Annotated in this window: 15 protein-coding genes; 9 read left to right on the top strand and 6 right to left on the bottom strand. The window is 72.4% G+C overall.

Features of this window, described 5'->3' with window-relative positions:
• Positions 1-39: 39 nt before the first annotated feature.
• From treY to A1QA_RS0109740, 4 genes are all read left to right on the top strand, one after another.
• A complete protein-coding gene (treY, locus tag A1QA_RS0109725; protein ID WP_017178717.1) occupies positions 40-2,784 on the top strand; it encodes a malto-oligosyltrehalose synthase in 2,745 nt (914 codons plus the stop codon).
• Positions 2,781-4,574 carry a malto-oligosyltrehalose trehalohydrolase gene (gene treZ / locus A1QA_RS0109730; protein WP_017178718.1) on the top strand — a complete coding sequence of 598 codons (1,794 nt, stop codon included), beginning with the start codon at positions 2,781-2,783 and terminating at the stop codon, positions 4,572-4,574. The genes treY and treZ overlap by 4 nt, the downstream gene beginning before the upstream one ends.
• 77 nt (positions 4,575-4,651) lie before the next feature.
• On the top strand, positions 4,652-5,248 hold the full coding sequence (locus A1QA_RS0109735) for a DUF3000 domain-containing protein (RefSeq protein WP_017178719.1): 597 nt from the start codon (positions 4,652-4,654) through the stop codon (positions 5,246-5,248).
• The gene (locus A1QA_RS0109740) at positions 5,236-6,534 is read left to right on the top strand and encodes an HRDC domain-containing protein (RefSeq protein ID WP_026048843.1); all 1,299 of its coding nucleotides are present in this window, start codon (positions 5,236-5,238) and stop codon (positions 6,532-6,534) included. Before A1QA_RS0109735 ends, A1QA_RS0109740 begins: the two co-directional genes overlap by 13 nt.
• Positions 6,535-6,601: 67 nt before the next feature.
• Here the strand turns inward: A1QA_RS0109740 and A1QA_RS14270 are convergent, their stop codons facing one another.
• The 5 genes from A1QA_RS14270 to dxs all read right to left on the bottom strand — a co-directional run bounded on the left by A1QA_RS14270 (position 6,602) and on the right by dxs (position 13,824).
• On the bottom strand, positions 6,602-7,789 hold the full coding sequence (locus A1QA_RS14270) for a lipid II:glycine glycyltransferase FemX (RefSeq protein ID WP_017178721.1): 1,188 nt from the start codon (positions 7,787-7,789) through the stop codon (positions 6,602-6,604).
• Between the two features lie 237 nt (positions 7,790-8,026).
• Positions 8,027-8,905, bottom strand: a complete 879-nt coding sequence (gene pflA, locus A1QA_RS0109750) for a pyruvate formate-lyase-activating protein (RefSeq protein ID WP_026048844.1) — start codon at positions 8,903-8,905, stop codon at positions 8,027-8,029.
• A 22-nt stretch (positions 8,906-8,927) separates the two neighbouring features.
• Positions 8,928-9,173 carry an autonomous glycyl radical cofactor GrcA2 gene (gene grcA2, locus A1QA_RS0109755; RefSeq protein ID WP_017178723.1) on the bottom strand — a complete coding sequence of 82 codons (246 nt, stop codon included), beginning with the start codon at positions 9,171-9,173 and terminating at the stop codon, positions 8,928-8,930.
• A gap of 68 nt (positions 9,174-9,241) precedes the next feature.
• Positions 9,242-11,359 (bottom strand): pyruvate formate lyase family protein, encoded by a 2,118-nt coding sequence (locus A1QA_RS0109760; RefSeq protein ID WP_017178724.1) that lies wholly within the window; start codon positions 11,357-11,359, stop codon positions 9,242-9,244.
• A gap of 392 nt (positions 11,360-11,751) precedes the next feature.
• On the bottom strand, positions 11,752-13,824 hold the full coding sequence (dxs, locus tag A1QA_RS0109765; RefSeq protein ID WP_017178725.1) for a 1-deoxy-D-xylulose-5-phosphate synthase: 2,073 nt from the start codon (positions 13,822-13,824) through the stop codon (positions 11,752-11,754).
• A gap of 274 nt (positions 13,825-14,098) precedes the next feature.
• Here dxs and A1QA_RS0109770 point away from each other — a divergent pair, with 274 nt between their 5' ends.
• Together A1QA_RS0109770 and A1QA_RS0109775 are read left to right on the top strand one after the other, a co-directional pair.
• A complete protein-coding gene (locus A1QA_RS0109770; protein WP_017178726.1) occupies positions 14,099-16,111 on the top strand; it encodes an alpha/beta hydrolase family protein in 2,013 nt (670 codons plus the stop codon).
• Positions 16,108-18,066 (top strand): chloride channel protein, encoded by a 1,959-nt coding sequence (locus tag A1QA_RS0109775; RefSeq protein ID WP_017178727.1) that lies wholly within the window; start codon positions 16,108-16,110, stop codon positions 18,064-18,066. Before A1QA_RS0109770 ends, A1QA_RS0109775 begins: the two co-directional genes overlap by 4 nt.
• A gap of 58 nt (positions 18,067-18,124) precedes the next feature.
• On the opposite strand, the gene A1QA_RS0109780 is transcribed toward A1QA_RS0109775, so the two are convergent.
• The gene (locus tag A1QA_RS0109780; RefSeq protein ID WP_017178728.1) at positions 18,125-18,646 is read right to left on the bottom strand and encodes a hypothetical protein; all 522 of its coding nucleotides are present in this window, start codon (positions 18,644-18,646) and stop codon (positions 18,125-18,127) included.
• Between the two features lie 85 nt (positions 18,647-18,731).
• On the opposite strand from A1QA_RS0109780, the gene A1QA_RS0109785 reads away from it, so the two are divergent.
• The 3 genes from A1QA_RS0109785 to A1QA_RS14275 form a co-directional block, all read left to right on the top strand.
• On the top strand, positions 18,732-20,279 hold the full coding sequence (locus A1QA_RS0109785; RefSeq protein ID WP_017178729.1) for a leucyl aminopeptidase: 1,548 nt from the start codon (positions 18,732-18,734) through the stop codon (positions 20,277-20,279).
• Positions 20,280-20,428: 149 nt separating this feature from the next.
• Positions 20,429-21,802 carry a dihydrolipoyl dehydrogenase gene (gene lpdA, locus A1QA_RS0109790; RefSeq protein ID WP_017178730.1) on the top strand — a complete coding sequence of 458 codons (1,374 nt, stop codon included), beginning with the start codon at positions 20,429-20,431 and terminating at the stop codon, positions 21,800-21,802.
• Between the two features lie 60 nt (positions 21,803-21,862).
• Positions 21,863-22,163 (top strand): biotin/lipoyl-containing protein (locus tag A1QA_RS14275; RefSeq protein ID WP_017178731.1); only part of this gene is annotated, 301 nt, incomplete at its 3' end.

Here is a 22,163-nt window from a genome sequence, read left to right on the forward strand (position 1 = left end):
AGCCCCACGACGCAGCCCTGCCCCAGGAGACCCGAGAGCATGACCGATCACCGCACCTCGACCGCCTCCCCGGATCACGCCGGGCCGCGCGAGCCCTCGGCGGGCACCGCGCCGGTCGGCGCCGCCTCCCCCGCCCAGGCGGCCCCGGCCGCCTACGCCCCCTGGTCCGGCCACCTCCCGGGCCAGGGGCGGCGCCAGCCCGTGAGCACCTACCGCCTCCAGCTGGGCGCAGACCTCGACTTCGACGCCGCCCGGGCGCTCCTGCCCTACCTGGTCGACCTCGGGGTCACGGATCTCTACCTCTCCCCCATCCTCCAGGCGGCCCCCGGCTCCACCCACGGCTACGACGTCGTCGACCACACCCGCGTCTCCGAGCCCATGGGAGGGCGCGAGGGCCTGGAGCGCCTGGCGGGGGCCGCCCATGAGGCCGGTCTCGGCGTCGTCGTCGATATCGTCCCCAACCACATGGCGGTGCCCACCCCGGGATGGTCCAACCTGCCGCTGTGGTCAGTGCTGCGCGACGGCCCCAAGTCCCCCTACGCGCACTGGTTCGACGTGTCGGTCGATGAGCCGATCCTCATGCCGATCCTGGGGGCGCGCATCGGGCGCGTCCTGGCCGACGACGAGCTGAGCCTGGAGCGGATCGTCGTCCCCACCGAGCCCGAGCGGGGCGAGCAGTGGGTCCTGCGCTACTTCGACCACGTCTTCCCCGTCGCCGAGGGCACCGAGTCGCTGCCCATGGCCGTCCTCGTCGAGCAGCAGTTCTACCGCCTGGCCTACTGGAAGGTCGGCAACGAGGAGACGAACTACCGGCGCTTCTTCGACGTCGGGACCCTCGCGGCCATCCGGGTGGAGGACCCCGCCGTCTTCGAGGGCTCGCACGCGCTCATCACCGAGCTCATCGAGGCCGGCACGATCGACGCGCTGCGGGTCGACCACCCTGACGGGCTGGCCGACCCGGGCGGATACCTGGCGCGCCTGAGCGAGGCGACCGGCCAGGCCTGGATCGCCGCGGAGAAGATTCTCGCGCCCGACGAGTCCCTCCCGGCGTCCTGGCCAGTGGCCGGCACGACGGGCTACGACGCCGCCTGGCGCATCGACCAGCTGCAGGTCGACCCCGCGGGCTCAGCTCCCCTGGGCATGCTCATGCACGAGCTCGCCGGGGAGGGCCCCATCGACTACTTGCGCGTCGTCGAGACCGCCAAGCGGGAGGTCATCGGCGGCTCCCTGGCCGCCGAGGTCTACCGGCTGGCCGGCATCCTCGACCGCCTCACCTCCCTGGACGTGCGCCTGCGCGACCACACCCTGCGCGACCTGCACGCCTGCCTCGTCGAGCTGCTCGTGGCCGCCGACCGCTACCGCGCCTACATCGTCCCCGGGCACCCGGCCGACCCCGAGCAGGCGGCCGTCCTGCGCGCCTCGGCCGAGCGCGCCCGCGAGCGACTGGAGGAGGACCAGGCCGAGACCCTCGACCTCGTCGTCGCGCTCCTGCTCGGCGAGCCCGTGGGCAGCGAGGGCATGTCCGACTCCCCGCTGCGCTCCGAGGCGATCGTCCGCTTCCAGCAGGTCTGCGGGGCCGTCACCGCCAAGGGAGTCGAGGACACGGCCTTCTACCGCTGGATGCACCTGACCAGCCTCACCGAGGTCGGCGGGAACCCCTCCGGCTTCGCCCTCGACCCGGACGAGGCGCACGCCTGGGCCGAGCGCGTCCAGGCCACCTGGCCCGCCACCATGGTCACCTCCACCACCCATGACACCAAGCGCGGCGAGGACGTGCGCGCGCGACTCGACGTGCTTGCCTCTTACGCCGATGAGTGGACCGATCTCGTCCACCGCCTGCGCGGCCTCACCGCCCAGGCCCGTCCCATGGACCTCGATGGGCGCAGCGAGATCCTCCTGTGGCAGGCGCTGTGGGGCACCTGGGCCCCCGGCAGCGCGGACCCGATGACCCCCGAGCGCCTGACGGCCTACCTCATCAAGGCCTCCCGGGAGCAGAAGACCTGGACGAGTTGGACCGGCCCGGACGGGCCCCGCGAGGAGGCGCTGACCGCCTACGCCGCCCATCTGCTCACCGATGCCGCCGTCGCCGAGCAGATCGAGGCCTTCGCCGCGCTCACCGCCCGCGAGACCCACGCGATCATCCTGGCGAATAAGGCCCTGGCCCTCACCTGGCTCGGCGTGGCCGACGTCTACCAGGGCTCGGAGACCACCCGGACGAGTCTCGTCGACCCGGACAACCGCCGCCCGGTGGACTACCACGGCGAGGCCGGGCTGGAGCCGATGCTCGCCCACCTGGGCTCCGGCGCTCCCGCGCGCGGCATCGACGAGGAGAAACTCGCCCTGACCGCCGCGCTGCTGCGGCTGCGCAGGAGCCGCCCCGAGACCTTCGTCGGATCGCGCTCGGGCTACCGGGCGATCCCCGTGACCACCTCGCATGCCTTCGCCTTCGCCCGCACGCTCGACGGCGAGGAGGACGTCATCGTCGTTGTGCGGCGCCTGGGCCGGCGGCTGGCGACCCTCGGGGGCTGGCGCGAGCACTCGATCGTCCTGCCCGAGGGGTCGTGGCGCTCGGTGACCACCGGCGCCGAGACCGATGGGGGCACGCTCCCCCTGGCCGATCTCATGGGGGACGCGCCCGTCGTCGTCCTCGCCCGCCAGGCCTCCCCCGCGGCCGCCCAGAACGAGGCTGATGAGCCCGGCGGGCCCGGCGATGCCGAGGCGACTGGGGCCGACGGGCCCGCGCCGGGGGCGCCGGCCCACGAGGGGCAGGGGGCCCGGTCATGACCGCCCCCGCGCCGCGCCCCTGGGTGAGTCCCGCCCCGCCCATCGGCGAGCGGGTGCCCGTGTGGGCGCCAGGGGCCACCCGCGTCGAGCTGAGCCTGCCCGCCACCGGCGAGGCACTCGCCATGGACCGCGCCGACGACGGCTGGTGGGTGAGCCCCCGCGCGCTCGAGCCCGGCACGGACTACGCCTTCAGGGTCGATGGCTCCCCCGACCGCCCCGACCCGCGCAGCGCCCGCCAGCCCCACGGCGTCCACGGCCCGTCCCGCTACGCGCCCGTCTCGGCCTGGGAGGGCCTGTGGACGGACGATAAGTGGGCCGGAAGGGACGCGCGCGGCTCGGTCATCTACGAGCTGCACGTGGGCACCTTCACGCCCGACGGGACGCTCGACGCGGCCGCGCAGCGCCTGGCGCACCTGGCCCGGCTCGGGGTCGACATGGTCGAGCTCATGCCGCTGGCGCCGTTCCCCGGCGAGGCGGGGTGGGGCTACGACGGCGTGAGCCTGTGGGCGGTCCACGAGCCCTATGGGGGCCCCGAGGCCCTGGCGCGCTTCGTCGACGCCGCGCACCGCGAGGGGATCGCCGTCTGCCTCGACGTCGTCTACAACCACCTGGGCCCCTCGGGGAACTACCTGAGCGCCTTCGGCCCCTATTTCACCAGCGCGCACCACACGCCCTGGGGCGAGGCGGTCAACTTCGACCAGGAGGGCAGCGAGCAGGTGCGGGCCTACGTCATCGACGCGGCCCTGCGCTGGCTGAGGGACTTCCATATCGACGCCCTGCGCCTCGACGCGATCCACGCGATCGTCGACGACTCCCCCCGCCACGTCCTGGCCGAGCTGTCCGACGCCGTCGCCGCCCTGGCCCATGAGCTTGGCCGGCCCCTTGGCCTCATCGCCGAGTCCGATCTCAACGACGTCGGCGTCATCACGCCCACCGATGAGGCGCCGCCCGCGCGCGTGCCCTCGCTGGGCATGACCGCCCAGTGGGCCGATGACGTCCACCACGCCCTGCACGCCCGCCTCACCGGCGAGTCCCAGGGCTACTACGCCGACTTCGCCGCCCCGGGCGCCTGGCTGAAGGCCTACTCCCGGGCCTTCCTCCACGATGGGTCGTGGTCGAGCTTCCGGGGGCGCGAGTGGGGGGCCCCGGTCCCGGAGGGCACCGACCCCCGGCGCTTCGTGGTCTTCTCCTCCAACCATGACCAGGTCGGCAATCGGGCCGTCGGGGACCGGCCCGCCGCGTCCCTGGGCGATGACGCGCTGGCGGGCGAGGCGGCCCTCATCCTGCTCGGCCCGTACACCCCGATGCTGTTCATGGGCGAGGAGTGGGGCACGCGGCGCCCCTTCCAGTTCTTCACCGATCACGACGACCCCGCCCTGGCGGCAGGCGTCAGCCAGGGCCGCAAGCGGGAGTTCGCCGACTTCGGCTGGTCGGCGGACGACATCCCGGACCCGCAGGCGCCGTCAACGGTGGATGCCTCGCGCCTCGACTGGCAGGAGCCCGGCGAGGCGGAGCACACCCGGATGCTGGACTGGTTCGCGCGCCTCATCGCGCTGCGCCGCGAGCTGGGGTGGTCGCAGCGCCGCCAGTGGCCCCGGGTGGAGGACTCCGACGGCCTCATCACGGTGCTTTACGACGATGTCGTCATCGCGGTCAACCTGTCCGGCAAGGAGCACCCCGCGCCGGATCATGACGAGCCGCTCGCCCAGTGGGAGCCCGGCGAGCCGGGCGGCGCAGCGCCCCGCCCCGGCGTCCTGGCGGCGGGCCAGACGCTCATCGCCCGGCGCTGATCCCTCAACCCGCGCCCGCCTGCGGCGTGGGTGCTGGCCCAGCGCCCCAGTCCCGGTAGCCTGAGGCTGTGAACGCTATGAACGGCACTGCCTCGTCCCCGGAGGCGGCCGCCCAGATCCCTGAGCGATTCGAAGAGGTGCTCCTGTCGATGAGGGGGGCCGATCGGCCCCGCGGACTCATCCTCGAGGAGGTCCCCGCGCCCCGACGCCTCGCCCCGTACGCCGCCGCCCTGTCCGCTGAGACGGAGGAGACCGACTCAGGCACGCCCGTGGCCTCCGGCCGCTTCATCGTCCTGCACGATCCCGCGGGACAGCCCGCGTGGGACGGCGACCTGCGCGTCGTCGTCATGGTGCGCTCCCGGATCGACGACGAGGTGAGCTCCGATCCCCTTCTCGGCCATGCCGCCTGGACCTGGCTGTCCGAGGCCCTCGATGAGGCGGGCGCCGGCCACCGCGCCCTCGTGGGCACCGTCACGAGGGTGGTCTCCGAGACCTTCGGCGGGCTGGAGCTCACCGACTCCTGCGCGCACGCGGAGATCCGCGCCTCGTGGTCGCCCTCGACCCCGGATCTCGCCCCGCACCTGGCAGCCTGGTACCAGGCGCTGCACGCCGCTGCCGGGCATGAGCCGGAGATGGCCTTCCCCATGCTCGCCCTGGCGGGATGGGCACGGTGAGGCGGGCCGTACCGGTCAGCCGATTCGGCACGACCGAGGAGCCAGTGCCCGCTGACGAGGTCGTCCGCTACTCCCGGCCAGCCGATGGCCTCCCCCCGCTCACCGACTCCCCCGCGGCGCTCGCGCAGGCCGCCTCCGAGATCGCGGCGGGCACCGGGCCCATCGCCGTGGACGCCGAGCGGGCCTCGGGCTTCCGCTACGGCCAGGACGCCTACCTCATCCAGCTCCGGCGCGCCGGCGCCGGGACCTTCCTGGTCGACCCTGTCTCGGCCGGCCCCCTCGACGCCCTCGCGGCGGCCCTCGACGGACCGGAGTGGATCCTCCACGCGGCCGACCAGGACCTGCCCTGCCTGGCGGACGTGGGCCTGGCCCCCCGGGAGGTCTTCGACACCGAGCTCGCCGCCAGGCTGCTCGGCCGCGAGCATGTGGGCCTCGGGGCTGTCATCGAGGAGACACTGGGCCTGCGGCTGGCCAAGGACCACGCGGCCGCGGACTGGTCGACCCGCCCCCTGCCGGACTCCTGGCTCGTCTACGCCGCCCTCGACGTCGAGTTCCTCGCCGAGCTGAGGGACGCCCTGTCCGCCGAGCTCACCGATGCGGGGAAGCTCGAGTGGGCCCTGCAGGAGTTCGAGGCCGTGCGCACCCGCGGCCCGAGGCCGGCGAAGGTCGACCCCTGGCGCAAGACGCCGCGCGCGGGCACCGCCGTCCGCTCGCAGCGCTCGCTGGCCGTGCTGCGGGAGCTCTGGACCGCCCGCGAGGATCTGGCCGCCGAGCTCGACAGGACGCCGTCGAAGATCCTTCCCCACCGCGCCGTCGTCGCCGCGGCGATCGCCTGCCCGACCTCCCGCCGCAAGCTCTTCGCGCTCAAGGACTTCTCCTCCCGCCAGGCGCGCCAGCACTCCGAGGTCTGGTGGCGCGCGGTGGAACGTGCCCTCAGCCTTCCCGACGACGAGCTCCCGCCGTTGCGCGCCCCACTCGCCCCGGGCGAGCTCCCCCAGCCCCGGTCCTGGGCGCGCCGCCACCCCGAGGCCGCGCAGCTGCTCGACGTCGTCCGCGCGTGCGTGCGAGCGCATGGGGAGGGCATTCGCGTGCCCCAGGAGCTCCTCCTCGCGCCAGAGTCGCAGCGCCATCTCGCCTGGGACCTCGGCCACGAGATAGCCCGTGGGCGGCGCCCGGCGATCGACGCGGAGGCCGTGGCCGCCCGGCTGGAGGATCTCGATGCCCGGCCCTGGCAGGTCGAGCAGTGCGCCGCTCCCCTGGCCCGCGCGCTGCGCCGGGCTGTCTAGGCCCACGGATCGGCGCCACTGAGCATGTGGTTGTCGCCGGCCTGCGGAGGACCGCTCGCCGCTCCTGTCAGCCGCGGCCGCGCGTGAGCGCCGGGACGGGCCGAGTGCCGAGGGCGCGCCCGGCCGGGCTCTGCCCTGGCCGGGCTGAGGGCCGCCGGAGTCCCCGCATGGACGCCGATGTGATCCGACGGCGCACGGGCGCCATGGCCGACCGGACGGCCCTCTTGGCGCCCAGCGCCACCGTGAGGGTCTTGTAGACGCCGGGCTTGACCGGCACATCCCACGCCCCCGGCACCTCGATGGGGCCGCTCTGGGTGAACTTGTTCTTGAACTCCCGCACGCCGGAGAGCTCGGGCACGCGCTCGGAGTCGACGCCCATGAGGTCGTAGCGGGCGACGCCCTCGGCTCGCAACCAGCAGGCCTCGTGGTAGAGAAGCGCGTCCGCGGCCCTCAAGCGGCGGCCCTGCGAGGACGAGGCGGCGTAGTACCGCATGGCGGCGTCGCCGTAGACCGTGACGATCGACCATGCGAGCACTCTCCCCTCCTCGTCGCGGCCCACATAGAGCCGGGCGTGCTCGGGGCCGAGCGCGGCGAGCATCGTCCGGTAGGTCTGCTCGGTCGCCGGGCGGAAGCCGTCGCGATCCCCGGTCTCGAGGAGGACCGCGTAGAGCTCGGCGAAGACCTCCTGCGCGCGGGGTGTCTCATCGTCGAAGCGCATCGACTCGTTGCGCAGCGCCTTGCGCACATCCCTGCGCCCACGCGGCTTGAAGCTGGCCAACAGACCCTCATCGCTCGGGTGATCGAGGTCGAGGACGACGGTGCGGTCATAGGTCATGGTCTGAAGGAGCTCGTGGCAGTCCTCGCCCGCGACGCGGGCGTGGAGTCGCACGAACACGGCGGTGGGATCCGCGTGGTGGATATGCTCCACGAGCCGCGCGCGCAGGTCGGCCTCCTCGGCCGCGGTGGGGGCGGCGCCCAGCCAGACGGGCGCGTGACGGGCCCAGAGGTAGGGGAAGCCGCGCACCTGCGTTCGTGTCAGGGAGATGAGCGCCCGGTCCCTCCCATCGGCGTCGCGGTAGACGAGCCGGCCCCAGGGCTGCCTGCCCTCCTGCGCGAGGTCGAAGCGGTCCCAGGCCTCGGTCTGCTCGATGGGGAGTGTCTGCCCCGCCTCGCTGGCGGCAAGGCGGAAGGCCTCCCAGTCGATCCGCTCCAGTGATCCGGCAAGCGCGGGCGGATTCGCGGACGATGGGAGCATGGCGAGGCCTCTTCTCACCCCAGCAGGGGATCGGGATCGGAACGAGTCGGGGCAGCCGATGATCCGAGAAGGGATATGCCGTCCTCACGCGATACGCGCGTGGACGGCCTCCGGCCGCCGGGAAGAACGGTAAGAGCACCACATGATGACGTCCTGTGCCATACCTTGGCCGATCCTGTGAGCGCCCTCCCCACCTCTGAGAGGCTCATCCTCAGTGGTGCTTCTCCGCGCGGAATCTCAGTGCACTGTGAAACCGTGGGAGCGGAAGATCGCGCGCGTGGATTCCACGAGCTCGGGCTCAGGGGGGCGCGTGTCGCGCAGCTTGTACTCCAGCTTCAGGGCGTCCCATTTGTCGGTGCCCATTTGGTGGAAGGGGAGCACCTCGACACGGCTGACCACGGAGCCCCAGCGCTCGATGATCCGTGCGACGTTCTCCACATTCTCAGGGCTGTCCGTGAGTCCCGGAACAAGGACGAAGCGGGCCCAGATCTCGATGCCCTTGGCGGCCAGGCGGTCGCCGAAGGCGATCGTCGGGGCGAGCTCCCGGCCGGTGACCTTCTTGTAGGTCTCCTCATCCCCGCTCTTGACGTCGAGGAGCACGAGGTCGACATTGTCGAGCATCTCGTCGGTGGCATTGCGCCCGAGGTACCCGGAAGTGTCGATGCAGGTATGGATCCCCATCGCCTTCGCACCCGCGAGGAGGCGCGCCGCGAACGCGGGCTGCATGAGGACCTCGCCGCCGGAGAGGGTGATTCCGCCGCCCGAGGCGCGGAAGACATTCCGATAGCGCTTCATGCGCCGCAGGAGCTCGTCGGCCTCGACCGGCTCGCCGTCCTTCATGAGGAAGGTGTCCGGGTTGTGGCAGTAGAGGCAGCGCAGTGGGCAGCCGTTGAGGAAGACCGTCATGCGCGTGCCAGGTCCATCGACAGCGGTCACGAGCTCCCAGGAGTGGATGGACCCCATCGTGCCCTCGCGCATACGCGCCAGTCGCTCTGAGCGCTGGATGTCGGTGAGCTCCTCGAGCCCGCCAATGCCCGCCCCGCGCAGACGGGCGGCCGGGGCCAGAAAATCCTGGTCCCGACCGCCCTGGGTCGCGGGGGTCATGGTCTCAGTCATCTGAGCCCTGCCCCGTGCCGGATCAGGCGCCGGCGTGGAAGGTGCGGTTGAGGACGTCCAGCTGCTGCTCGCGCGTCAGCTTGACGAAGTTGACGGCGTAGCCGGAGACGCGGACCGTGAGGTTCGGGTAGTTCTCCGGGTGCTCCATCGCGTCCTCAAGGGTGTTGCGGTCCAGGACATTGATGTTGGCGTGGTAGAGACCCTTGACGCCGCCATTGTCCTGGCGCTGCGCCTTCATGGACTCGAGGCGCTCTTCGTAGGTGGGCATGTCTGCCCCTTTCTGTGTGGTGAGTTGTGTTCTGAGCCGTGATGGTCCAGGGGATCGCCCGTGGGCGATCAGACCTCGGCGCAATCGTCCGGGACGAAGCCCGCGTCGAGGATTCCCACGAGGTTGGAGACGCGCTCATCGAGCGTGCGGCCCAGGCCCTGCGGGGTGATGGTGTTGGTCAGTGAGATGCCGTCGAGCGCGTCGTTGTAGTCGAGCTTGCCGACGGAGAGCATGGAGGCGACCATGCCGTGCGTGTCCATGCCGTTCTCCGGGTTCGCGCCCGGGGAGAAGGGGGTGCCCTTCTGGTGGCCGGACGGGAAGGAGCCCGTGGCCTTGCCGTAGACGACGTTCGAGGTGATCGTCAGCACGGACTGGGTCGGGATCGCGTCGCGGTACATGGGCTGCGCCTTGATCTTCGACATGATCGTGTGGACGACGGTGGCAGCGATGTCATCGGCGCGGTCGTCGTCGTTGCCGTAGATCGGGAAGTCGCCCTCGGTGACGTAGTCGACGACGAGGCCGGTCTCATCGCGCACCGGGGTGACCTTGGCGTACTTGATGGCGCTCAGGGAGTCGGCGACGATCGACAGGCCCGCGATGCCGCAGCCCATGGTCCGCACGATGTCGGAGTCGTGCAGCGCCATCTCGATGGCCTCGTAGGCGTAGCGGTCGTGGCACATGTGGATGATGTTGAGGGCCTCCACGTAGGTGGCGACGACCCAGTCGAGCATCTTCTCGTACTTGTCCCAGACCTCGTCGAAGTCCAGGGGGCCGTCGCCCTCGACGCCGGGCAGGCCGGTGACGACCTGCTTTCCGGTCATCTCGTCGCGGCCGCCGTTGATGGCGTACAGGAGGGCCTTCGCGGAGTTGACGCGGGCACCGAAGAACTGCATCTGCTTGCCCACGCGCATCGGGGACACGCAGCAGGCGATGGCGGCGTCGTCGCCCCAGTGCTCCCGGATCTGTTCATCGGCCTCGTACTGGATGGAGGAGGTCGTGATGGAGATGAAGGCGCAGAAGTCCTTGTAGCCCTTGGGCAGCTTCTCGTCCCAGAAGATGGTGATGTTGGGCTCCGGGGCGGGGCCGAGGTTCACCAGCGTCTGGAGGAGGCGGAAGGAGGTCTTGGTGACCATGTGGCGGTTGTCGTCGGAGAAACCGGCGTCGGACCAGGTCGCCCAGTAGGGGTCGCCGGAGAAGATCTGGTCGTAGTCGGTGGTCCGCAGGAAGCGCGTGATGCGCAGCTTCATGACGATGTTGTCGATGAGCTCCTGGGCGCGGCTCTCATCGATGATGCCGGCCTTGAGGTCCCGCTCGAAGAAGCAGTCGAGGAAGGCGGACAGGCGGCCGATGCTCATGGCAGCACCGTCCTGGGACTTCACCGAGGCGAGGTAGGCGAAGTAGGTCCACTGCACTGCCTCGTGGGCGTTCTTGGCCGGGCCGGAGATGTCGAAGCCGTAGTCGGCCGCCATCTTCTTGAGCTTCTTGAGGGCCTTGATCTGCTCGGAGTGCTCCTCGCGGTAGCGGGCCCAGTGCTCGGAGAAGGGCTGGTCGGCGACCTTGTCCTTGGCGATCTGCTTGAGCTCGATGAGGCGGTCCACGCCGTAGAGGGCCACGCGGCGGTAGTCGCCGATGATGCGGCCGCGGCCGTAGGCGTCGGGCAGGCCGGTGATGATGTGGCTGGAGCGGGCGGCGCGGATGCGCGGGGTGTAGATGTCGAAGACCGCGTCGTTGTGGGTCTTGCGGTAGCGGGTGAAGATCTTGGCGACCTCCGGGTCGACCTCCTTGCCCGCCTCCTTGATGGCCTGGGCGACCATGCGCCAGCCGCCGTTGGGCATCATGGCGCGCTTGAGCGGGGAGTCCGTCTGGAGGCCGACGATGACGTCGTCGTCCTCGCTGATGTAGCCGGGGGCGAAGGCGTCGATGTCAGAGGGGGTGTGGGTGTCGACGTCGAGGATGCGGACCTTGCGCTCCTCCTTGAGGTACTTCTCCTCCAGGGTCTCCCACAGGCGAAGGGTCTTGTCCGTGGCGCCGGCGAGGAACGAGGAGTCGCCGTCGTAGGGGGTGTAGTTGCGCTGGATGAAGTCGCGGACGTCGATGTCCTCGGTCCACGGGCCGGTGACGAATCCCTCCCACGCGTCGGTCGGGGTGCCCTCCGCGGTGGTGGATGAAGTGACCTCAGTTGTCATCCGTGTCCTCCTGTATGTGGGCGGCGGTCCCGCCCGGCTGTTTCGTCGCCCTTGTGAGGCGTGGCGGTACATCGTTGCGCCGTCCCCCCAAGCCTAGGCCCTTCGACCCCAGTGCGACCATGCCGATCGGAGGCTCATCGGTGCGATGACTCACAGAGTGTTCCGAGTCACCAAGATTTAGGCCTTTGGTCCCACGTTCGGATTTCTCCGGCCCGAGCCGTCAGACATCGGATAGCCTGTGGTCTTCACGTGCCCCCACAGGTGCGGATAACACAGACGCATGGGCGCAATAGGACACCTGTCCCATGCGCCAGCGGTCTCCATCAGGCGGTCCGGCCCCAGATCGCCCAGGAGCGCCTCGCGGCGCCCGAGAGCTCCTGGGCCCCGCCGGCTCAGCGGGCCGGGGCGCTCCCGCGGGCGGCATCGGCGATGCCCTCGGCGGTCATGGAGAACTCCTCCAGGAGGGTGGCCCGGTCGCAGGTCCGCACGAAGCGCCTCGGCACCCCGATCCGCGTGGTCGGGGGCGCGGCGCGCCGCGGGCGGCGGGCGCCCACCCCTTCCCCGGCGGCCTTGTCGTCGCGGGCATCGAGCGCGTCATCCATCGCGTCGCGCAGCTGCGAGCCGATGCCGCCGTCGACCAGCCCGTCCTCGACCACGACGACGCGGCCCGCCGCCAGGGCGAGGTCGGTGAGGGCACGTGGGACGGGGATCACCCACCGGGGTGAGGCGACGATGACGTCGCGCCCGTCGGCGGCGAGGGCCCGCCCGGCGACGAGCGCGGCGGGCGCCATGGAGCCGATGCCGACGATGAGGATCGGCGCGCCGGGCGCCGCGCCCCCATCGCTCTCATCATCGCCAGCCGGGTCGGGCCCGGCACGGTGCTCCAGGAGCAGGTCGACCTCGCCGAAGACGCCGTCGTCCCCGCCGAGGGCGCGGACGGCGGGCAGGGGCTCGGGCAGCGCGCCCTTGGGGTAGCGCACGACCGTCGGGGCGTCGTCGACTTCGACCGCCTCGCGCACGCAGGAGCGCAGGGAGGCCTCGTCACGGGGGGCGGCCAGGCGCAGCCCGGGCACGTGGCCCAGCAGCGCCATGTCCCACATGCCGTTGTGGCTGGCGCCGTCGTTGCCGGTCAGTCCCGCGCGGTCGAGCATGATCGTCACCCCGGCGCGGTGCAGGCCGACGTCCATGAGGACCTGGTCGAAGGCCCGGTTGAGGAAGGTCGCGTAGAGCGCCACGACGGGGTGCAGCCCCGCGAAGGCCATGCCGGCGGACGCGGTGAGCGCGTGCTGCTCGGCGATGCCCACGTCCATGACGCGGTCGGGCATGGCGTCGGCCATCGGCTGGAGGCCGACGGGCTGCTGCATGGCCGCGGTGATCCCCACGATCCGCTCATTGGCGCGCGCCAGCTGAAGGATCTCCTCGGCGAAGACGGCGGTCCAGCCGAAGGCGGAGGGGACCACGGGCAGGCCGGTCTCGGGGTGGATGCGCCCCACGGCGTGGAAGCGGTCGGCCACGTCCTCCTCGGCGGGCGTGTAGCCGCGGCCCTTCTCGGTGATGACGTGGACGATGACTGGCTCGGAGTACTCCCGGGCGCGGGTCAGCGCGAACTCCAGGGCCGTGATGTCATGGCCGTCCACCGGCCCGGTGTACTTGATGCCCAGGTCCTCGAAGAAGGCCGAGGGGACGAGGACGTCCTTGATGCCGGTCTTGAGGCCGTGGAGGGCGTCGAAGGCGGCGCGGCCCGGCGCGCCCTGCGCCAGCAGGCCACGCTTGATCCCGGAGAGCATGCGCTCGTAGCCGGGGTTGGTGCGCAGGGCGTCGAGGTGGTGGGCGAGGCCGCCGATGGTCGGCGCGTAGGAGCGGCCGTTGTCGTTGACGACGATGACGAGGTGCTTGTCCCCCGAGTCGGCGATGTTGTCGAGGGCCTCCCAGGCCATGCCCCCGGTCATCGCGCCGTCGCCGATGACGGCGACGACGTGCCGGTCCTCGCGGCCCCGCAGCCGGTTGGCGCGGGCGATGCCGTCGGCCCAGGACAGCGCGGTGGAGGCGTGCGAGTTCTCCACGACGTCGTGGGCGGACTCGCCCCGGTCCGGGTAGCCCGACAGGCCCTGGCGCGAGCGCAGGGCCGAGAAGTCCTGGCGCCCCGTGAGCAGCTTGTGGACATAGGCCTGGTGTCCGGTGTCGAAGACGAGGGAGTCATTCGGGGAGCGGAAGGTGCGGTGCAGGGCGATCGTCAGCTCGACGACGCCGAGGTTGGGGCCGAGGTGACCGCCTGTCCGCGAGACACTGGCGACGAGGTAGGAGCGGATCTGGGCGGCGAGCTCGATGAGCTGGTCGGAGGTCAGCCTGCGCAGGTCCTCGGGCCCGTGGATGGAGGCGAGCAGCGGGGCCGGGGCGAGGATGCGGGCCTTGTCGCCGCCGCCAGCCTCGCGCGCCTGATCGCGCGGGGACGACGGAGGTGTCATTGTCGCGGGCCTCCAGGAACTCGACGGCGGATGGATGATGGGTCAGTGGCCGGTGGCGGGCGAGGCCCGGCGCGGTGGCGTGGCAAGCATAGGCGCCGTCGATGCGCCTGCGCGCCATCGCGCGCAGTGCTGACGAGCACGTAGTCTTGCCCCGGGACCGGCGCAGGCCCCCAGGGCCCCGCTCCCGCAGCGTTCCCCATACTGCGCCCGGAGCGCGCCGGCACGCGCCGGCACGCGCCCGCACGCCGACCATCGCCGTCCTCAAGGAGGAAGCATGACCACGATCGCGCCCTACGGCAGCTGGCCCTCGCCCATCTCGCCCGGAACGATCACCAGCCGCACGATCAACCTCTCGCAGGTGCGCGTCGACGGCCCCGACACCTACTGGGTGGAGCGGCGCGCCACCGACTCCGGGCGCCAGGTGCTCCTGCGCCGCGACGGCGCCGGCCGCATCGGGGAGGTCCTGCCCCTGACGCCGGGCGATGAGCTGGTCGACGCGCGCACCCGGGTCCACGAGTACGGGGGGCGCGCCTACGCCGTCGACTCCGGGATCATCGTGGTCTCCCACGCCGGCGACGGGCGCCTCTACCGCTTCGACGTCGCGCACAAGCTGCGCGGCCTCGTCCCCCTGACGATCTACGGCGACGTGCGCCACGGGGACCTGGAGATCGACACCGAGCGCGGCCTCGTCTACGCCGTGCGCGAGGACCACCGGGGCGAGGGCGAGGCCGTCAACACGCTCGTGGCCATCCCCCTGGACGGCTCGGCGGCGCGCGACGACGCCCCCGTGCGCACGATCGTGTCCGGCACCGACTTCGCCTCCTCCCCCACGCTCTCCCCCGATGGGCGCCACCTCGCCTGGCTGACCTGGGACCACCCATCGATGCCCTGGGACAACGCCGCCCTGCACGTGGGCGATCTGCTGCCCGACGGGACCATCGGCGAGCAGGCGGTCGTCGGCGGCGGCGACGGGCACGGGGCCGCCGAGCCCCGCTGGACGGAGGAGTGCGAGCTCATCCACGTCTCGGACGCCTCCGGGTTCTGGAACCTGTACCGCACGGAGGGCTTCCCCCGGCGCGGCACCGCCGAGACCGGCTGGAGCGAGCGGCTGCGGACCCGGCCGCTGCACCCCACGGACGCGACCTTCACCCAGCCGGCCTGGCAGCTGGGGCCCCACTCCTTCGACATCCTCGACGGGGAGCACCTCATCGCCTCGTGGACGAGGGACTCGGTCTGGCACCTGGGGACCATCAAGCTGGCCAACGGCGAGCTCGAGGAGTGGGCGACCGGCTGGCAGCCCCTGGGCAACGTGGCGGCCACGGACGGGCGGGTCGTCATGCTGGCGGGCAATGAGCGCGAGCTGCCGGGGATCATCCAGATCTCCGGCGGGGAGGTGACCGTGCTGCGCGGATCGGGCGACTTCGGCCCCGCCGAGCGCGGTGCGTCCCTCCCGGAGACGATCTCCTGGCCCTCGGCCGACGGCGTCACCGCCCACGGCTTCTTCTACCCCCCGGCCTCCGTGGAGCACGAGGGGCCCGAGGGCGAGCTCCCCCCGCTCATCGTCCAGGTGCACGGCGGCCCGTCCGCCATGTCCCGCTCGGTCTACGACCTCAAGGTGCAGTACTGGACGTCTCGCGGCTTCGCCTACCTTGAGGTCAACTACCGCGGCTCGACCGGCTACGGGCGGGCCTTCCGCCGCGGCCTCAACGGCGCCTGGGGCGTGGGCGAGGTCGAGGACGTCATCGCCGGCGCCCGCCACCTCATCGACGCGGGCCGGGTCGACCCCTCCAGGGTCGCGGTGCGCGGCTCGTCAGCCGGTGGGTTCACGGTGCTCTCGGCCATCACGCGCTCCGACGTGTTCTCGGCGGCGACGTCGCTCTACGGCGTCGCCGACCTGCGCATGCTCATCCAGGAGACCCACAAGTTCGAGGCGTGCTACGTCCAGGAGCTCATCGGGGTGGACAGCATCGATGACCCCCTGCTCGCCGAGCGCTCCCCCATCAACCACGTGGAGTCCATCCACGCGCCCCTCCTGCTGCTGCAGGGCTCCAACGACCCCATCGTCCCCGCCGATCAGGCCACCTCCATGTTCGAGGCGGCGCGCGCCAAGGGCCTGCCGGTGGCCCTGGAGGTCTTCCAGGGCGAGGGCCACGGCTTCCGCCTGGGCGCGAACATTCGCAAGGCCCTGGCCAACGAGCTCTCCTTCTACAGCCAGGTGTGGGGCATCGCCCGGGACGACGAGGCCACGCCGATCGCGGTGGAGAACCTCGCGCCCCGCGGGGAATGACGCCGCCCGGGCCCGGGCGCGCCGGCGCCGCCGCGCGCGCCCGGCGGGCTCTTCTGCGCCTGGCGCGCTACCACCGCTCCGGGCTGTTCGTCCTTGCGGTCGTCGTCGGCCTCGTCTCAGGCGGCGGTGCCGTCCTGTTCCGCATCGGCATCGACTCCTGGACCCGCCTGCTCACCGGCGCCGAGGACTACACCGAGGCGCTGGGCCCCTCCCAGGGCGTCCTCTCCTTCGCCGGGCGATGGTTCGTGCTCCTGGCCCCGGTGATCTCCGGCGCGCTCGTCGGCCCGCTCATGGCGGCCCTCGGGCGCACGACGACGGGCCACGGCGTCGGCGGGGTCATCTGGTCGGCCAGGCGCGGCGACGGCACCGTCGCCCCCGTCCCGGCGCTCGCCTCGACCGGGGCGGCGATCCTCACCATCGGGGGCGGCGGGGCGGTGGGCCCCGAGGGGCCGATCGCCGAGCTCGGCGCCTCGGCGGGCAGCGTCGTCGGGCGCGCGCTGGGCCTGCCGGTGAGGTCGGCGCGGATGCTCACCGCCGCGGGCACGGCGGCGGGCATCGCCTCGGCGTTCAACGCGCCCCTGGCCGGCGCCTTCTTCGCCATGGAGGTCATCCTCGTGGACTTCACGGTGGACGCCTTCGCCTTCGTCGTGCTCGCCTCGGTCTCCTCCTCCGTCCTGTCCCACCACCTCCTGGGCACGACGCTGTCCCTCTCCCTTCCCTCGCTGTCCCTCGGCGGTGACGCCCAGCTCGGCTGGGTCGCGATCCTCGGCGTGCTCGGCGGCCTGGTGGGGATCGCCTTCTCCCGTTGCCGCTTCCTGGCGGCCGATGGCTGCCGCGACCTCCTCGACGCGATTCGCCTGCCGCAGTGGGCGCGCCCCGCCGTCGGGGGGCTCGCCCTCGGCGCGCTGCTCCTAGCGGTGCCGGAGATGTACGGGGAGTCCTCCGCCGTCCTGGGCCGGGCCCTGGGCAACGAGTACACGACGACGGCGCTCCTCGCCCTCACCGCCGCGAAGATCGCCGCAACCTCGCTCACGATGGGCGTGGGCTTCGTGGGAGGGGTGTTCGCCCCCTCGCTCCTCATCGGCGGGACGCTGGGCGCCTGGCTCGGCTCCCTCGTCGCGCCCACGCCCACGGGCGTCGCCGTGTTCGGGGTCGTCGGGATGGGGGCTGTGTTCACCGGCTCGGCCCGGGCGCCGATGACGGCGGTCATCCTCATCATCGAGATGACCGGCCAGTACGGCCTGCTCACCCCGCTCATGCTCGCAGTGGCGCTGGCGACGGTGACCAGCAGGTTCCTCACCCGCACGACGATCTACACCGAGGAGCTGCGGCGCCGGGGCGAGGACATCGACGATCCCGTCGGCGCGACGATCGTCGGCCGGGCCACGGCCCGCGACCTCATGCACGAGCCGCCCGCGGTGCTGGTCGCCTCGGCCTCCCTTGCCCAGGCCGCCAGGATCGTGCGGGCCTCGGGGAGCACGAGCCTGCCGGTCGTGGCCGACCCCGCGCCCTCGGCCGATGCGGACCCTCTGGGGGGCGCCGTCGACGATGCCCCAGGCGCCTCGGGCGCCAGCGCCGGGGGCGGTTCAGGGGCCGCCGGCCGCCAGCGCCTGCTCGGCTGCGTGAGCGCCGTGGCACTGGCCCAGGCCGCGCTGGAGGAGCGCCAGGGCAAGGCCCCCAGGACGGTTGGCGAGCTGCCGCTCGATCAGGAGGTCATCAGCGCCTCCCTGGGCACGACGGCGGTCCTCCGGGCGCTCGTCGACTCCCGGGCCTCGGGACTGCCGGTGGTCGAGCCGGGCACCGCGGGCGAGGGAGCGGCGCTGCTGGGCTGGGTGGACCAGGATGAGATGGTGCGGCGCCTCTACCGCCACCAGCACGCCGCCCTCGAGGCCTCGCAGCTGCGGACATCCCTGGGATCGCGCACCCAGGTCTGGTGGGCGGACCGCCATCGGTGAGCCAGGGTGCCAGCGGGCCGGCGCTGTGGTCACCGCGTGGCCGCGCCTGCGCCGTTCCTCACCGCTCCTGCGCCTCGCCGCCGGAGGCCTCCTTGCTGGACTTCTCGGAGCGGGCAGAGGCCAGGTCGGTCATCATCTCGGCGTGGACGACGATGCGGCGGGGGTCGCTCATCCACATCCAGATCGCGGCCATCACCGGCAGGATGAGGGGCAGGTAGGAGTGCCCGCGCCCGCCGTGGGAGAGGAAGGAGCCCTCCAGCTCGGGCGCGGTGCCGGTGATCGTCAGCAGGCCCAGCAGGAGCGCGCCCGTGAACAGGCCGCCCAGGCAGACCCACCCGATCATCCGCATCCGGCGGCCGTTGTGGGCCATGCAGACCGCGAGCACGAGGTAGAGCGCGCCGGCCACCGCGTCGATGGAGTCCAGGACGGGCGCCTCCTCGGGGCGGCGGATGAGGGAGACGACGGCGGGCGAGATCACCACCAGGCCGAAGACGGCGATGACGCCCACGAGAATGCGGCTCAGGCCGCGCGCGGGCCGACGACGGTCCTCCGTCGATCGGACCTCGGGGCGCTCCTCCATCGTGCTCCTTCCGGCTCATCCGCGTCGCGCCGGTCAGGGCTCCTCCGGCAGCACGACGGTACCACCGGGCATACCATCTCCATCCATGAGCGCACTTCACATCGACCAGTCCCCCGCGGCGCGGATCGACGCCGATGTCCTCGTCCTCGCGGCGGCCTCGCCGACCGATGGGGGCGCCACCAGCCTCGTCCCCGCGGGGGCCTGCCTGGAGGGGGTCGATATCGGCGCCCTGGAGGCCGTCCTGCCGTCCCTGGGCTTCTCCGGCGCGCTCGACGCTGTGGCGAGGGTTCCCTCCTCTGTCGCCGCGCCCGCCGGTGCGGCGATCAGCGCGCCGACGATCCTGGTGGTCGGCATCGGGCGCGGCCTCGCCCTCGCCGAGAGCGCCGATCACGACGCCGCGGCCCTGGGCCAGACGCGCGCCGGCGTCCTGTCGCGCGCCGCGGGGCGCGCGGCCCGGGAGCTGGCGGGCGTGGAGCGCGCCGTTCTCGCGCTGCCCAGTGCCGAGGCCTCCGATCTGAGGGCCGTCGCCGAGGGGGCGATGACGGGCGCCTACGCCTGGGGCGGCAGGGTCCCCGCGCCCACCAAGCCCCTGGCGGCGATCACGATCTCCTCGCCCCTGGCCGGCTCGGCCCCAGCCGAGGAGGCCCGGGCCAGGGCGGTCGCCCTGGGCGAGGCGGTCGCCCTGACGCGGGACCTCGTCAACGAGCCCCCGAACCGCCTCGTGCCCCAGGCCCTGGCCGAGCGCGCCGCCCAGGCGGCCCGCGCCGCGGGCATCGGGGTCGAGGTCCTGGACGAGGAGGACCTCGCGGAGCAGGGCTTCGGGGGGATCCTCGCCGTCGGCCAGGGAGCCGTCAACGCTCCCCGCCTCGTCCGCCTCGACTGGGCGCCGGGAGACGCGCGCGCCCATGTGGCGCTCGTCGGCAAGGGCATCACCTTCGACTCCGGCGGCCTGTCCCTCAAGCCCCCCGCCTCGATGCCGGAGATGAAGTCGGATATGGCCGGCGCCGCCACCGTTCTCGGCGCGGTCCTCGCCGCCGCGAGGCTGTTCCTGCCCGTGCGCGTCACCGCCTGGCTCGCCCTGGCGGAGAACATGCCGGGCCCTGCGGCGCAGCGCCCCAGCGACATCATCACCATGCGCGGCGGCACCACCGTCGAGGTCACCAACACCGATGCCGAGGGCCGGCTCGTCATGGCCGATGCCCTGGCCCGCGCCGTCGAGGACGGCCCCGGTGCCGTGCTCGACGTCGCCACGCTCACCGGCGCGCAGATCGTGGCCCTGGGCGACCACGTCTCCGGCGTCATGGGCACGCCCGCCGTCCGCGACGGCGTCGCCCGCGCGGCGGCGAGCGCCGGCGAGTCGTTCTGGGCCATGCCCCTGCCCGAGCAGCTGCGGCCGAGCCTGGACAGCCCGTACGCGGCGCTGCGCAACGCGGTGGTCGGCAACCGGGCCGGCGGCATGCTCACGGCGGGGCTCTTCCTGCGCGAGTTCGTCGGCGCCACGCCCTGGGCCCACCTGGATATCGCCGGCCCCGCCTTCAACGAGCGCGCCCCCTGGGGAGGCACTCCCACAGGTGGGACCGGTCATGGCGTGGCCACCCTCCTGGAGTACCTCCACGCGCTCACCGAGCACTGAGAGTGACTGGATTCACAGGCCACATGGGACTCCTGTCCCCAATCGGCGGCTCATTCCGATGCCTCGCACCCGCCCATGGGTGACACAATGTCATGCGGGACCAACCGCCTACCTGGGCGGTCGACAACTCACCATCGAGGAGAGATTCTGTGACAGACACCGTCTACGACATGGTCATCCTGGGCGCCGGTTCTGGCGGGTACGCGGCCGCGCTCCGCGGGGCGCAGCTCGGATTGAAGGTCGCGCTCATCGAGGCCGACAAGGTGGGCGGCACATGTCTCCACCGCGGCTGCGTGCCGACCAAGGCCATCCTCCACGCCGCCGAGACCGCGGACACTGTCCGGGAGGCCTCCGCCCTCGGCATCCGCGCCGCGCTGGAGGGCATTGACATGCCCGCTGTGAAGGCCTACAAGGACGGCATCATCTCGCGCATGCACAAGGGCCTCCAGGGCCTCGTCGCCTCCCGGGGCATCGACCTCATCCAGGGATGGGGCCGCCTCGTGGCCCCCGACGCCGTCGAGGTCGACGGCCGGCGCATCACGGGCAAGAACGTCATCCTCGCCTCGGGCTCCTACTCCAAGGACATCGGCCAGGAGATCTCCGGCCCGGTCATGACCAGCGAGCAGGCCCTCGAGCTCGACCACGTCCCCGCCTCCGCGGTCATCCTGGGCGGCGGCGTCATCGGCGTCGAGTTCGCCTCCGCCTGGGCCTCGCTCGGCTGCCAGGTCACGATCATCGAGGGACTTCCCCGCCTGGTCCCCAACGAGGACGAGGCCATCTCCAAGCAGTTGGAGCGCGCCTTCCGCAAGCGCAAGATCGCCTTCCGCACCTCCACGATGTTCGAGTCCGTCGAGCGCCACGAGGACTCCGTCACCGTGCGCGCCGCCGACGGCACCACCTACTACGCCGAGGTCCTGCTCATCGCCGTGGGCCGTGGCCCGGCCACCGCGAACCTCGGCTACGAGGAGGTCGGGGTGTCGATGGACCGCGGCTTCGTGCTCGCCGACGAGTACGGCCGCACCAGCGTCCCCGGCGTGTGGGCCGTGGGCGACATCGTCCCTGGCGTCCAGCTCGCCCACCGCGGCTTCGCCCAGGGCATCGTGGTGGCCGAGAAGATCGCCGGCCTCGACCCCACCCCGGTCGACGACGTCCTCGTCCCCAAGGTGACCTTCTGCGAGCCCGAGATCGCCTCCGTGGGGCTGTCCGAGGCCGCGGCCAAGGAGCTCCATGGGGAGGACGCGATCACCACCGCGGAGTTCAACGTCGCCGGCAACGCGAAGAGCCAGATCCTGGGCACGCAGGGCTTCGTCAAGCTCGTCTCCCTCAAGGACGGCCCCATCCTCGGCTTCCACGCCATCGGCGCCCGCATGGGCGAGCAGGTCGGCGAGGGACAGCTCATGGTCTCCTGGGAGGCCGACGCCGACGACGTCGCCTCCCTCGTCCACGCCCACCCCACCCAGAACGAGACCCTCGGCGAGGCCGCCATGGCCCTGGCCGGGAAGCCGCTGCACAACCACGGCTGATCCATCGGGGCCCGCGCCCCATGAAGGTCTTGCCGAGAATCCCAAGGAAAGAGTCCACTCATGTCTGAATCCGTGAAGATGCCCGCTCTGGGCGAGTCCGTCACCGAGGGCACCGTCTCCTCCTGGCTCAAGGCCGTGGGCGACACCGTCACCGCCGACGAGCCCCTGGTCGAGGTCGCCACCGACAAGGTCGACACCGAGGTCCCCTCCCCCGCCTCCGGCGTCCTGCTCGAGATCCGCGTCCCCGAGGACGAGACCGTCGACGTCGGCACCGTCCTGGCCATCATCGGTGAGCCCGGCGCCGCGGCTCCCGCGGCAGCGCCCGCGGCCCCCGCGCCTGAGGCCGCCGCTCCCGCCGCCC

Source organism: Actinomyces timonensis DSM 23838 (genome assembly GCF_000295095.1).
In the GTDB taxonomy this organism is placed as follows: domain Bacteria; phylum Actinomycetota; class Actinomycetes; order Actinomycetales; family Actinomycetaceae; genus Actinomyces; species Actinomyces timonensis.